The sequence below is a fragment of the Thermostichus sp. MS-CIW-23 genome, from assembly GCF_054059455.1.
On sequence record NZ_JBSSCC010000001.1, the window covers coordinates 55,576 to 68,037 of the forward strand.

The 12,462-nt window shown below is 59.1% G+C and carries 12 protein-coding genes and 1 tRNA gene; 8 read left to right on the top strand and 5 right to left on the bottom strand.

Annotated elements, in window-relative coordinates:
- Positions 1-80 precede the first annotated feature (80 nt).
- Entirely contained in the window at positions 81-1,127 is a 1,047-nt protein-coding gene (locus ACVW0B_RS00270) for a thiamine phosphate synthase (RefSeq protein ID WP_414350712.1), read from the bottom strand.
- A gap of 119 nt (positions 1,128-1,246) precedes the next feature.
- Positions 1,247-1,582 carry a hypothetical protein gene (locus ACVW0B_RS00275; RefSeq protein ID WP_457490670.1) on the bottom strand — a complete coding sequence of 112 codons (336 nt, stop codon included), beginning with the start codon at positions 1,580-1,582 and terminating at the stop codon, positions 1,247-1,249.
- A 101-nt stretch (positions 1,583-1,683) separates the two neighbouring features.
- Here ACVW0B_RS00275 and ACVW0B_RS00280 point away from each other — a divergent pair, with 101 nt between their 5' ends.
- The 7 genes from ACVW0B_RS00280 to ACVW0B_RS00310 all read left to right on the top strand — a co-directional run bounded on the left by ACVW0B_RS00280 (position 1,684) and on the right by ACVW0B_RS00310 (position 9,682).
- Positions 1,684-2,901, top strand: a complete 1,218-nt coding sequence (locus ACVW0B_RS00280) for a lipid-A-disaccharide synthase-related protein (protein ID WP_457490738.1) — start codon at positions 1,684-1,686, stop codon at positions 2,899-2,901.
- Between the two features lie 75 nt (positions 2,902-2,976).
- Positions 2,977-4,824, top strand: coding sequence for an NAD(P)H-quinone oxidoreductase subunit F (locus ACVW0B_RS00285; RefSeq protein ID WP_457490739.1), 1,848 nt, complete (start codon positions 2,977-2,979; stop codon positions 4,822-4,824).
- Positions 4,825-4,836: 12 nt separating this feature from the next.
- Positions 4,837-6,345: an NADH-quinone oxidoreductase subunit M gene (locus ACVW0B_RS00290; RefSeq protein WP_457490671.1), complete on the top strand. Its 1,509-nt coding sequence runs from the start codon at positions 4,837-4,839 to the stop codon at positions 6,343-6,345.
- A gap of 36 nt (positions 6,346-6,381) precedes the next feature.
- Positions 6,382-7,563 carry a CO2 hydration protein gene (locus ACVW0B_RS00295; RefSeq protein WP_457490672.1) on the top strand — a complete coding sequence of 394 codons (1,182 nt, stop codon included), beginning with the start codon at positions 6,382-6,384 and terminating at the stop codon, positions 7,561-7,563.
- 82 nt (positions 7,564-7,645) lie between these two features.
- A tRNA-Cys gene (locus tag ACVW0B_RS00300) sits at positions 7,646-7,717 on the top strand.
- Positions 7,718-7,751: 34 nt separating this feature from the next.
- Positions 7,752-8,915 carry a pyridoxal-phosphate-dependent aminotransferase family protein gene (locus tag ACVW0B_RS00305; RefSeq protein ID WP_457490673.1) on the top strand — a complete coding sequence of 388 codons (1,164 nt, stop codon included), beginning with the start codon at positions 7,752-7,754 and terminating at the stop codon, positions 8,913-8,915.
- Between the two features lie 98 nt (positions 8,916-9,013).
- Complete coding sequence (locus tag ACVW0B_RS00310; protein ID WP_414522131.1) at positions 9,014-9,682, top strand: PHP domain-containing protein; 669 nt, start codon at positions 9,014-9,016, stop codon at positions 9,680-9,682.
- Positions 9,683-9,711: 29 nt separating this feature from the next.
- On the opposite strand, the gene ACVW0B_RS00315 is transcribed toward ACVW0B_RS00310, so the two are convergent.
- Positions 9,712-10,761: a potassium channel family protein gene (locus ACVW0B_RS00315; protein ID WP_414522132.1), complete on the bottom strand. Its 1,050-nt coding sequence runs from the start codon at positions 10,759-10,761 to the stop codon at positions 9,712-9,714.
- Between the two features lie 88 nt (positions 10,762-10,849).
- Between ACVW0B_RS00315 and ACVW0B_RS00320 the strand changes: the two genes are divergently transcribed.
- Complete coding sequence (locus tag ACVW0B_RS00320) at positions 10,850-11,062, top strand: DUF2997 domain-containing protein (protein ID WP_414352013.1); 213 nt, start codon at positions 10,850-10,852, stop codon at positions 11,060-11,062.
- Positions 11,063-11,098: 36 nt separating this feature from the next.
- Here the strand turns inward: ACVW0B_RS00320 and ACVW0B_RS00325 are convergent, their stop codons facing one another.
- Positions 11,099-11,329, bottom strand: a complete 231-nt coding sequence (locus ACVW0B_RS00325) for a hypothetical protein (protein ID WP_011433402.1) — start codon at positions 11,327-11,329, stop codon at positions 11,099-11,101.
- 183 nt (positions 11,330-11,512) lie between these two features.
- Positions 11,513-11,923 (bottom strand): plastocyanin, encoded by a 411-nt coding sequence (gene petE, locus ACVW0B_RS00330; RefSeq protein ID WP_011433401.1) that lies wholly within the window; start codon positions 11,921-11,923, stop codon positions 11,513-11,515.
- Positions 11,924-12,462 lie beyond the last annotated feature (539 nt).

Genomic DNA, 12,462 nt, shown 5'->3' on the forward strand with positions numbered 1-12,462 from the left:
TCTCACTTGTTCAGAAACCATTTGGATTGGAACAGCCAATAAGCAGCAAAATGCTCACGGTTGAGCTTCACGGTTGATCTTTAGGATAGGGCAGGGATCCCTTGCAGTTCGGCCAGCATGGTGCGGGCTGTCTGGGTGGGATCGGCAGCTTCCATCAAAGCCCGCACCACAGCTACACGGGTGGCCCCAGCTCGACGCACCTCGGGCAGGTTGTGGGGATCGATGCCGCCGATGGCAAACCAGGGCAGGTGGGCTTTCTCGGCAGCCAGGCGCACGTACTCCAAGCCGGCAGGGGGTTTCTCCGCTTTGGTGGGGGTGGGGTAAACGGGGCCGACGCCAATGTAGTCCACGTCGCTGTTCAGGGCTTGGGCCAGCTCTTCGGCGTTGGTGGTGGACAGGCCAATGAGCCGCTGGGATCCCAGGAGGTGCCGAGCTTGGGCGACCGGCAGATCCGTCTGGCCCAGGTGAACCCCATCAGCCTGGCTGACCAGAGCCAAGTCCACCCGGTCGTTGACGATCATCAGCGCCTGGTAGCGGTCGCACAGCTGCCGCAGCTGTTTGAGATCCCGCAGCATCTCGCCGTCGGGGAGGTTTTTGCGGCGATATTGCACCAGGGTCACCCCGCCCCGCAGGGATTTTTCCACCACCTCTAGCCAGTGGGGCACAGGGCTGGTCACCAAATAAAGATGGGCTGCCAGGAGACGCTGCCGCAGGGATCCGCCCAGCAGTTCACTTTCCAAGACGTAGAGCCGATAGCGCATGTCTTTGGCCAGCTTGGCCAGGCCAGGGGCCACCCAGTGGTGGGATTCGGCCAACTTGCCGTATTCTTCTAACACCCGCAGGGCTTCTTGCACACGGCTGCAATTGGCTTGCAAGAGATGGCGGAGATCCCGCCGTTGCTCCTCTTGGGGGTGGGAGATCTGGGTGCCTGGATCGGCGGGGGTATCGCGGGCCAAACGCAGGGGATCGCTGTGCCAGCGGGCTAGGGCTTGGCGCATGGCCTTGCATTCGGCAGAGAGCTCTCCCTCTTCCAGGCCGAAACGAAACCATTCTTCCAATACCCGTAGTCCTTCACGAGCTCGATCGAGGTTGGCATCCAGAATACGGGCGACGGCCTGGGGTTTCATGTTCCCTATACGTGGGAAGAGAGTTGCTTAATTTTTACCAAAAAAATGCGCCTAAAGCCCCGTCCTACCCTTAGCCGGAAGCAAGTCAGTAGGGTGGAGAGTAGTCAATTCACTGTAAATCACTGTAAATCGGAATGGTTTCCCTGAGGCTGTCCTTGGCCCTGAGGAGAAAGAGGGTGATGCCATAAGGCGTTAAGAAAGGCTTGCTGCGGCGTGTGTCCCCAGGCAAAAGCCCGTGGGCCAGCCCCTTCCGGAAGGTAGGCCCAAGCATAGCGCTCGCAGGCGGGAAAGTAGCGGATCTCCCACCAAGTTCCCCCTACAGGCACATCTTTCACTGCCCGCAAGAAAGGGCCGCGATGGCGGGCGAGGCGCTCTTCCACAAAATAGGGGCCTTCCAGCTGAAGGGCTTCTACCGCTGCAATCAGTTCGGCTCGTTGTCGCTCATTTCGGATCATCTCCCGGGTTCCCCTCTTGGATTGGCTCTATTCTATGAGGAGATTTCTGGTGAGCTGGGGGATCCCTCTTGATTCAGCCCAGATTGCGCCTACGGCAAGCTGTGGAAACCCAATGGAATCCAACGAATCCACCGCAGGTGCTGTGTCTGAGCAATGGACACGGGGAAGATGAGGTGGGCAGTCGCCTTGCTGTTGCCCTAGTCCAACTGGGGATCCCGGTGCAAGCCTTGCCGATTGTGGGAGAAGGGACAGCCTACCAACGCCAAGGGATCCCCCTGCTGCCCATTGCCCAGGTGATGCCGTCGGGGGGGTTTATTTATCAGGATTGGCGGCAGTTGTGGCGGGATTTGCGGGCCGGTTTGCTGGGGCTGACGGGGCGGCAATTGGCGTTGGTTCGGCGGGCAGCAGCCCAGAGGAACCTGGTGCTGGCCGTGGGGGATATTGTGCCCTTGCTGATGGCATGGTGGAGTGGGATCCCCTACGTCTTTGTGGGCACGGCCAAGTCGGACTATTACTGGCGAGATGAACGGGGGCCCTACCGACGCCCCTGGATCCCTTTTGGGCAGCCGATTTCCGATTACCTGCCCTGGGAGCGCTGGCTGATGGCCCACCGACGCTGCCTGGGTTCTTTTTTGCGGGATGAGCTGACGACTACAGCTTTGCAAAAACGGGGCCTGAGGGCCTTCTACCTGGGCAACCCGATGATGGATGGCCTAGAGCCACGCGGGACATTGCCTTTGGATCCCCACCGACCGGCCTTGCTGCTCTTGCCCGGATCCCGTCCGCCGGAAGCCTATCGCAACTGGGCTCTGATGATGCAGGTGGTGGAGCGGCTCCCAAAGGAGCTGCAAGTCTATGCTGCCCTCAGCCCCAACCTGGAGCGAGACCCGCTTCAGGCTCGGATCCCATCTCAGCGCAGCGATGTACTTCTGGTTTGGGGGGACTTCGGGGCCTGTGCCCAACGAGCAACAGTGGTGCTGGCCATGGCGGGAACGGCTACCGAGCAATGTGTGGGCTTGGGAAAACCGGTGGTGACCCTGCCGGGAGAGGGACCGCAGTTTACCCCGCGCTTTGCCGAAGCACAGACTCGTCTTTTGGGATCCGCCGTCCACCTGACCTCAGTGGAGCAGGCTCCCGCCGTGGTTGGCCGGATTCTGGAACGCCTGGCCGCCGATCCCAACTACGCGGCTGAGTTGCGGGCCCATGGACGCCGCCGCATGGGATCCCCAGGGGCCGCCCGGCGCATTGCCGCTCAACTTCGAGATTGGCTCAAGCCAGCCGGCCCGGTTTTGGAACCGTTCGAGCCAGGTATATCGTGAAATAGAGAACGAGCGATTCAAAAGCCTGACTGATTTCCGTTGGATCCAGTTTTCCGTTTTATTTAGCATTTAATGATGTCAAACCTTTTGGGGTTGGAGAGCAGTTGGTGGATCCCTTGCTATGGGTGGGCGGGAACAGCTTTGGCCATTCCCTGGGCAACGGGGTGGGTCAAGGGCAGTGGCCCGCGCCCGGCAGCTTACCTCAACATCCTTCTGACTTTTGCCGCCTTTGCCCATGGCCTTTGGCTGTTGCGGCAGGTTTGGGGTCGGGATCCCCAGATCCTGAACTACCCCTGGTTTCGGGTGGCCGATTTGGATTTGACTCTGTCTTTGGAGATCTCGCCTCTGACAATGGGGGCCGTCGTCTGGATCAGCGGTTTGAGCCTGCTGGCCCAGATCTATGCGCTGGGGTATTTGGATAGGGACTGGGGCCTGGGTCGCTTTGCCGCTCTAATGGGCTTTTTCGAGGGGGGAATGACAGGGATCGCCCTCAGCGACTCGCTGTTTTTCAGCTATGCCCTGCTGGAGATGCTCACCCTTTCCACCTATTTGCTGGTGGGCTTTTGGTACGCCCAGCCTCTGGTGGTGACAGCGGCGCGGGATGCGTTTTTAACCAAGCGGGTAGGGGATCTGTTGCTGCTGATGGGGGTGGTGGCAATTTCCAACTTTTCTGGGGCCTTGACCTTTTCCGGCCTGCGGGACTGGGCGGCTACGACTAGCTTGGATCCGGCTTGGGCGGCTTTGATGGGGTTGGCTTTGATTGCAGGGCCTTTGGGGAAATGCGCCCAGTTTCCGCTGCACCTGTGGCTGGATGAGGCGATGGAAGCGCCCAACCCGGCCTCGATCCTGCGCAATTCGGCAGTGGTGGCCTGCGGGGCTTTTGTGCTGATTAAGCTGCAGCCGCTCTTGGCCCTGTCGCCAGTTACAGATGGGGTCTTGGTGGTCATCGGCACGATCACAGCCCTGGGCGGATCCCTGGTGGCCTTGGCGCAAATTGACCTCAAGCGCACCTTTTCCTATTCCACCAGCGCCTACTTGGGGTTGGTGTTTATGGCAGTGGGGATGCAGCAGCCGGATTTGGCCCTGGAGCTGCTGCTCATGCACGGCTTGGCTAAGGCGCTGCTGTTTATGGGGGTGGGATCCCTCATCTACACCACCTCTACCCAAGATTTGACAGAGCTGGGGGGCCTGCGCAGCCGCATGCCGGCCACGGTGGCCGCTTTTGCGGTGGGATCCCTGGGGATGGTGGCTCTGCTGCCCCTAGGGTGCTTTTGGACGCTGACCCGCCTGGCGCTGGTCTACAGCGGGGTGCAGCCGGCCCTGGTGGGGGTGCTGCTGCTGGTGAATGGGCTGACGGCTCTCAACCTGGCGCGGGTGTTTGGCCTGGTCTTTTTGGGATCCCCTCAACCCAAAACCCGCCGGGCCCCTGAGGTGGGCTGGCTGATGGCTCTGCCCATGGGCATCCTGACGGTGCAAACCTTGCTCATGCCCTGGCTGTTGGGGCGCTGGGGGCTCTATCCCGACTGGAACCCGCAGCTGAGGTGGATGGCGGCTCTGCTGACGGCTGCTGGGCTGGTGGGGGCAGCCATTGGCGGCTGGCTGTACTGGGGGGACCAACGGAGGGTATATCTGCCCTGGCCGGAGTTGCAGGATCTGCTGGCCCACGACTTTTACACGGGGCACCTCTACCAAGCCCTGGTGGTGCAACCGGTCAGCGCCCTCTCCCGCGGATTGGAGTGGCTGGATCGCAACGGAGTGGACGGCTTGGTGAACGGGGTGAGCCTGGCCTTTTTCTTCAGCGGCGAAGCCCTCAAGTACACCCTGTCGGGGCGGATGCAACTCTATGTGCTGGTGATTGTCATCGGGATGGTGTTGGTTACAGCTTGGCTACTGCGTTCGCCCCATTTGGGGTTGGCCTATTGATGGGAGAGAGCCATGTTGAGCCTTTTGATTGGGATCCCGTTGTTGGGGAGCATCTTGATTGGGTTGATTCCCGAGCAGGCGGGGAAGGGCTTGCACCGGGCTTTGGCCTTGGGGTTTGGGTGGGTTTTGTTTGGCCTGAGCGCGGGGCTGTTGCTGATCTTTGACCCCCACCTTGGATCCCTGCAATTGGCGGAAAGGATGGCCTGGATCCCCCAGTTGGGCTTGGTTTATGAGGTGGGAGTGGATGGGATCTCTCTGCCTTTGGTGGTGATGACCGGGCTACTGGTGTTGATGGCTATTTGGGCCAGCGGCCAGGTGGAGCGGCCCCGCCTCTACTACAGCTTGGTGCTTATGCTGGCGGCAGCGGTGGCCGGAGCTTTTTTGGCTCAGAATTTGCTGCTGTTTTTCCTGTTCTATGAAGTGGAGCTGATCCCCCTGTATTTGCTCATCGCCATCTGGGGAGGGCCGCGCCGCACCTATGCCGCCACCAAGTTTTTGGTTTACACCGCTCTGTCGGGGATCCTCCTCTTGATTGGCTTTTTCGGCCTCAGTTGGCTGAGCGATGCCCACAGCTTTACCTACACCGTCCTGCAGGCCCACCCTTTACCTCGGCTGTCGCAGATCCTTTTGCTCATTCCCATTCTGCTGGGCCTGGCCATCAAGATCCCCTTGGTGCCCTTCCACACCTGGTTGCCGGATGCCCATGTGGAGGCTTCCACCCCCATTTCCGTGTTGCTGGCGGGTTTGCTTTTGAAGTTGGGCACCTACGGCCTGGTGCGCTTTGGCCTGCAGCTCTTGCCGGATGCCTGGGATCAAGCCGGGCCTTGGCTGGCCGGTTGGGCGGTGGTTAACGTGCTCTATGGATCCCTGAACGCCTTGGTGCAGCAGGATATGAAAAAGCTGGTGGCCTACAGCTCCATTGCCCACATGGGCTACATCCTCTTGGCTGTAGCAGCAGCCACTCCCCTCTCCCTGGTGGGATCCATCTTTCAGATGGTCAGCCACGGCCTGATCTCGGCGCTACTGTTTCTACTGGTGGGAGCCGTCTATGCCAACACCGGCACACGGGATCTGAGGTTGTTGCAAGGGTTGCTCAACCCAGAGCGGGGCTTGCCGTTGATTGGCAGCTTGATGGTGCTAGGGGTGATGGCCAGTGGCGGCACACCGGGCATGGTGGGCTTTATAGCTGAGTTCACCCTCTTTCGGGGCAGCTTTGCCGTCTTTCCCCTGCAAACGCTCCTGTGCATGGTGGGGACGGGATTGACGGCGGCCTATTTTCTGCTGATGGTGAACCGTGTCTTTTTTGGGCGCCTCTCGCAAGTGGCCATAGCCATGCAACGCCACGCCACTGAAGAGCGCCTGCCTGCTGTTGTTTTGGCAACGCTGGTGGTGTTACTGGGCCTGCAGCCTAGCTGGGCAACCCGCTGGGTGGAGTCCACCACCTTGGCCTTGGCCAAGGCTAACCTAGCTGGTGTTGCAGGACTGGTCACTGCCTTTCAGTTTGGGTTGTCTTCCTTTTGATGATTTGATGAGATCGACGGAGTTTCTTTTGCTCCCATGACTGCCACTCTTGCTCCTGCTCCTTCCTGCTTCTTTCTGGCCGGCTTATCTCCTCTGGAGCAACTGCAACTGGCTCCTATTGTCCAGCGCCTAGAGGCAGGGGGAGCCCTTGTGCCGGATGCCCCTGCCAATCGCCTAGAGGTCATTGGCATCCTGCATAGCTACGGCGAGGTGCTGGATGCCTATTCGCGCAATTTGATCTTTATTGCCGACCACCAATTTTTGGAGCTTTTTCCGGCGTTTAAGTATTTCAACGGCGAGATTACCCTGGGCAAATGGCTGCGCTACCTGTGGCATGACCGCATCAACTACGAGTTTGCCGAATACTGCATGAAGGCTATGCTCTGGCATGGGGGAGGGGGGCTAGACCGCTACCTGGATACCCCTGAATTTGTCGAGCGGGCCAAGAGAGCCATCCGGGCCAAAATCCGCTTCAATCCCTTCTTGCAGGGCTTGGGGATCCTGTTTCCCGACTTTGCTCTAGAACAGGTGCGCATGCTGGCTATGTACAGCGGCTTGGGCCAGTTTTGGCGGGTGATGAGCGATATTTTCCTGGCGCTGGCCAAGCGCTCTGAGACAGAACCCCACCTCACCATTCCCGACGTGGTGGCTCACATCCAGCAGGGGTTGGTGGCAGCTGCCGACAAGCCTATCACCTACGCTCCCTGCATCTGGGGCCGCCGCTACGAGATCATCCCTCTCTCGGCGGGTCTGACTTTCCTATCAGATACGGCTATCCCCTATGTGGAAGCGGTGTTTTTCCGCTCCTTTCCCTTTATGGGCACGGTTTCCTACAACGCCCAGGCCCACCAGATCCCGGCTGAGCAGGCTGACTTTGCCTACGGCGCCCTCTACGCCGATCCGCTGCCGGTAGGCAGCGCTGGGATCCCGCCTACCCTGTTGATGCAGGACATGATGCGCCACCTGCCCCCTCGCTTGCGAGAGCACTACCGCCGCCAGCCTCGCGGGGATGATGACCTGCGGGTGAAAATCTGCCTTAGCTTCCAAAAGGCCATGTTCTGTGTTACCACTGCCGCCCTGCGGGCTCTTGCCCCCTTCCCTCTGGAAACTCAGGATCCCCAGCAGCAGTTGGCCAACCGCAAGTTTCTGGCTCCTTGGCTGCAGCGCCTGCTGGGATCCCGTCTGTTAAAGGTGCAGGAAGAAAGGGTTGAGGCCTAGCTGAGCTGGGAACTGCTACTTTTGGTTACTGGAAGGGGGATCCCCTTTTCGGATACAATATCTGCGCCCAGTTGAGCAATGGGGTGGCGTAGCCAAGTGGTAAGGCAGAGGTCTGCAAAACCTCTATGCGCCAGTTCGAATCTGGCCGCCACCTTTTAAACCTTACTTGCATCCCAAGCAGGGCAAGCATGAAAGACAAGCTGATATTGATGATCCCCGGCCCCACTCCCGTTCCCGAGAGTGCGCTGCTGGCGATGGCACGGGGGCCCATCGAGCACCGCAGCAAAGAGTTCACCGCCACTTTGGAAGAGGTCACCGATGGGTTGCGCTGGCTGCACCAAACCACCTCCGATGTGTTTGTCTTTTCCGCCAGTGGCACCGGCGCTATGGAAGCCGGGATCCTCAACACCCTCAGCCCTGGGGATCGGGTTTTGGTGGGGGTGAACGGCAAGTTTGGGGAGCGCTGGGCGGAAATGTCCGAGCAGTTTGGCCTTCAGTGTGAGCGGGTGGAAACCCCCTGGGGGATCCCTTACCCCGTCGAGATCTTCCAAGAAAAGCTGGCTGCCGACCGGGAAAAAACCATCAAAGCCGTCATCCTCACCCACTCGGAGACTTCCAGCGGCGTAGCCAACGATGTCCAAGCCATTGCTGCTGCTGCCCGCGAGCACGGGGAAGCCCTCGTCCTGGTGGATGGGGTCACCAGCGTGGGGGCAATGCCGGTGTTAATGGACGAATGGGGCTTGGATGTGGTGGCCTCGGGATCCCAGAAGGGCTATATGATCCCACCAGGGCTGGGATTTGTGGCCGTCAGCCCGCGGGCCATGGCCGCTACGGAGCGCTCTAGGTTTCCCAAGTACTACTGGAGCTTTAAGCTGGCGCAAAAGGCCCTGCGCCAAGGCACCACTCCCTTTACACCGGCGGTGAACCTGTTTTACGCCCTGCAGGTTACCCTGCGCATGATGCGCGCAGAAGGGTTGGAAGCCATCTACCGGCGTCATGCCAAGCTGGCCCAGGCCACCCGTGCTGGCGTCAAGGCTCTGGGGCTAAAGCTCTTGGTTGATCCAGAGTCAGCGGCCAGTCCTTCGGTAACAGCTGTACTCGCTCCCGAAGGGATCAACGCTGACACCATCCGCAGCACCTTGAAGAAACACTTCGACATCGCCCTTGCCGCTGGACAAGACCACCTCAAGGGCAAAATCTTCCGCATTGGCCATTTGGGCTTTGTGAGTGACCGCGATGTGCTGATGACCTTGGCTGCTCTGGAGTCAGCTTTACACACCGTGGGCTACAGCGACTTCACCCCAGGGGCGGGAACTCGCGCCGCCGAGGAAGTATTGGCCCACGGCTTCTGAGCCCCCAGCTCAGTAGTCTTTGACCCATAGCACTGACCCTTGCCCCTGGCTACAATGGGGGGACATGCTTAATAAAACTTCAGAACCCAAGGGTGGCTATGGTTGTCAGCTTGGAACGGGATCCCTGCGTGGTGCCTTCTGCTGGGGAGTTGCGGCAGGTGCTACAGGGGGTTGGCCCTCGTTCTTGTCCCTTGCAGTACAACTTTCACCTACACACTCGTTGTTCGGATGGGCAGATGGATCCCGTGGATCTGGCGGAGCAGGCGCGCCGGCACGGCCTCAAGGGCCTAGCCATCACCGATCACCACACCCTGAAGGGCTACGAGCGAGCCCGCGCCCACCTGGATCGTCCCGACGACCCCATCCTGTGGCCGGGGATCGAGATCACCGCAAACCTGTTGGGCTGTGAAGTGCATATTCTCGGCTACGGCTTCGATCCCACCGATGGTGTCCTGGATCCCTTTACCCAAGGGGAGCAGGTTCCCGGCTTGCCCGCCGCCGACGCGATCCAGGCCATTCAAGCGGCAGGAGGCTTGGCGGTGTTGGCCCATCCCTTTCGCTATTGCCTGCCTGCAGAGGAAATCGTCCCAGCAGCAGCGGAGTTGGGAATAGATGGCCTTGAGGTCTACTACGCCTACAAAAACCCGGAGATTTGGATCCCTAGCCCAGAAGTGACGGAGAAAGCGGAAGAGTTGGCCGAGGCCTACGGACTTTTGAAAACCTGCGGCACCGACTCTCACGGCCCCAGTATCCTGAGGCGGATTTGAGCCAGGCTACCCAGGTGGAGAACGGGCTGCTACGGGCGTGGATAGAGCAACTGTCCAAGCCGACGCAACTGCTCTGCAGTGCCCATGCACAACAGCAGATCCCCCGGCTGCAACAGGGTTTCTCCGCTGGGGCCACCAATCAACTGGCCATCCGCCCGTCGAATCGCCACCACTAAAGCTCCGGATCGGTTGCGCAAATCGGCTTTCCGTAGGGTTTGCCCGACATAAGGACATTCTTGGGCTGCCAGCTCGTACTCCTCTAGGTAAAAAGTGCGATCCCGACCGACAAGGATGCCATCCACAAAGTCCACAACCCGGGGGCGTAAGGCAGCCGCCGCCATGCGTTTTCCGCCCGTGATGTAGGGAGAAATGGCATGGGCAACGCCCGCCCGCTGCAGTTTTTGCAAAGCCTCCTCCGTATTGGCGCGGGCAATGGTGCGAATGCGGGGGTTCAGGGTGCGGGCCGACAAGACCACGTACAGGTTCTCGGCATCGGAAGATAGGGCGGCAATCAGTCCCTCCGCCTGTTGCACCCGCGCTTCCAGCAAAGTGGCATCCAGAGTACTATCCCCCTGGAGAGCCACATATCCCAGCTCTTGAGCCACCTGAATCGCCTCAGCAGACTGATCGATCACCAAAAATGGCACCCCTTCTGCTCGAAACTCTTGGGCCACCTGCCGGCCAATGCGCCCGAAACCGCAAATGATGTAGTGGTTGTTCAGCGCTTCCATCTGTTTCTTCCATTTCCGTTGCCGGATCCCTTCCTGAAAATGTCCCTGGATGAGGGCCTCTGTAAAGCGATTCACCATGAACCCAATGCTCAAGACCCCCATCAGGATCAAGGCCACCGTAAATAAACGCCCCCGCTCCCCCAGCGGCCCCACCTCCATGAAGCCCACGGTGGTTAGGGTGATAACGGTCATGTAAAAAGCTTCCACCCAAGGCCACTGCTCCACCCCGTGGTACCAGAGGGTGCCGATCAGCACCACACACACCAATGCCCCCACACCCAAGCCGAGGTCTCGCCGGATCCCGGGATCCCTTTTGGCAGCCTGGAAGAGGGGACGAGCAGAAGCCATAGAGCCCAGCCAGATCTAGCCCAGGAAAAGGAAGCAAGAACTAGAATGGGGAAGAACCTGTTGTTGATCGGTAACCAGTGGAGTGCGGATGCCTGAGTACATCAAGGTGGAATATCGGATCGGCAAAGATGGACGGGTCGCCGAGACCGTACTGAATGGTTCTGGCTCCAGTTGTACCCTAGCTACCGCCGGCTTGGAATCAGCTCTTGGAACTGTGCAGAACCGGGAGCTCTTGCCGGAGTTTCACCAACTGACTGAAATTGAGAGGGAGTCTGAGGTCTCCTTGAAGCAAACCTGCTGACCCCATATCCATTTGCTCAGGGTTCTCACCGTCTCCTCATTTTTTCTTTTTGCTTCCCTTCCCGGCCGTATTGCCGGCCCGTGCCGCTCCAACCGCAGCCTGAAACAGCCAAACAGCCAATGGAGCAGCGACAACCAAGATGATGCTGGTGGGGCCGACGCCAAAATCCGGCTCGCCAGAAGCCAACTCGAAAATTGAGCCAACAGCAGCAATGGCGCTGAGGCAGGAAACGGCCAAGAGCAGGTAACCTTTAACGCTGGTGGTCATAGAGAACCCGTTTGAGAACTACACTTGCGCAGTACAGGGCAAGCCGGTCGAATGCGTATTCATTCGCTAAAAAGCCCTCCCACTCCTGAGAGGGCTAACTTTTATGCTAAAGGCAGGGATCCCTGTCCAGCAAGGCAAAACCAAAAGTGGGATCCCTAGAAGTTCAGCACTTGGGGTGTGGATTTAGCCGTTCACGATGATCTTGCCGACCATTCCGGCCCCACGGTGGGGCGTGCAGTAGTAGGTGTACTCACCTGGAGGAACATCAACAAAAGCCGACTCCACCACCTGCTTAGGAGCAGTGAGCAGTGCCTTGTGGGAGAGCTTGGCGGCCAGAGCCGCATCTCCACCGGGCACCTTGTCGAAGACAACATTGTGGGGGTAGACCTTGTTGTTCACCCACTGAACGGTATCCCCTTGGTTGATGGTGAGAGAAGGCGGATCGTAGACCAACTGGGCCTTGTCAGATCCCATTTTGACAATGTAGGTCTCGGCAGCAGCAGGGTTGGACAAGAACGCCACAGCCAACCCCCCAACCACAAGGCTGAGCAGGATGAGCTGCAAACGCTTCACCAGGTTAAAAACTAGAGACATGGATTCCTCTCAAAACGCAACAGCAGTTATCCCAGACTTTGCGGCTCCGTTGTTCCCTTCCAGGTAGTGAAGAGAACCCAGCCAGGCGGATGGGCAGCAGGGACAGTTGAATTCCCAATGCTCATTATAAGAGGGCTCATCCCAGAATAGAGCAATGCCCAACTGCGGGGCGGCAACATCCATCCTTTACAGGGAGCCGCGGCAGACCGAACCCGCCAAACAGCACAGCTCTTCCAGAAACCTACGGCAACCCTGTTGCCAGGCAACCCGATGCGGCTGGATCCCCAACCACTTGGGGTAGAGCATCTTGGCAGTTGGCGAGCGTGCGCAGGGAACCGAGAGCCAGTTTTCCGGGTCGTCCTCATCTCTACCCAAAAGTGCTTCGCAAAGTTTCGCAAAGTAGAGATTCTTTTTCCGTGGGATCCCTTAAAGTCCAAGAGTGTCTTGCCTAACAAATCCGTAGGGTTGTCGATGCACAAGAAGGGCAAATCATCCTAATCTCAAAGAGCAGGTTCTTGGATGCTGCTGGTCGGTATTCC

Excerpts from the sequence above, each read along its gene's own strand:
- ACVW0B_RS00290 (WP_457490671.1), top strand. The coding sequence starts at position 4,837 with ATGTTGAGCCTTTTGATTGGGATCCCGTTGTTGGGGAGCATCTTGATT.
- ACVW0B_RS00275 (WP_457490670.1), bottom strand. The coding sequence starts at position 1,582 with ATGATCCGAAATGAGCGACAACGAGCCGAACTGATTGCAGCGGTAGAA.
- ACVW0B_RS00295 (WP_457490672.1), top strand. The coding sequence starts at position 6,382 with ATGACTGCCACTCTTGCTCCTGCTCCTTCCTGCTTCTTTCTGGCCGGC.
- ACVW0B_RS00320 (WP_414352013.1), top strand. The coding sequence starts at position 10,850 with ATGCCTGAGTACATCAAGGTGGAATATCGGATCGGCAAAGATGGACGG.
- ACVW0B_RS00310 (WP_414522131.1), top strand. The coding sequence starts at position 9,014 with ATGGTTGTCAGCTTGGAACGGGATCCCTGCGTGGTGCCTTCTGCTGGG.
- ACVW0B_RS00305 (WP_457490673.1), top strand. The coding sequence starts at position 7,752 with ATGAAAGACAAGCTGATATTGATGATCCCCGGCCCCACTCCCGTTCCC.
- ACVW0B_RS00285 (WP_457490739.1), top strand. The coding sequence starts at position 2,977 with ATGTCAAACCTTTTGGGGTTGGAGAGCAGTTGGTGGATCCCTTGCTAT.
- ACVW0B_RS00315 (WP_414522132.1), bottom strand. The coding sequence starts at position 10,761 with ATGGCTTCTGCTCGTCCCCTCTTCCAGGCTGCCAAAAGGGATCCCGGG.
- ACVW0B_RS00325 (WP_011433402.1), bottom strand. The coding sequence starts at position 11,329 with ATGACCACCAGCGTTAAAGGTTACCTGCTCTTGGCCGTTTCCTGCCTC.
- ACVW0B_RS00270 (WP_414350712.1), bottom strand. The coding sequence starts at position 1,127 with ATGAAACCCCAGGCCGTCGCCCGTATTCTGGATGCCAACCTCGATCGA.
- petE (WP_011433401.1), bottom strand. The coding sequence starts at position 11,923 with ATGTCTCTAGTTTTTAACCTGGTGAAGCGTTTGCAGCTCATCCTGCTC.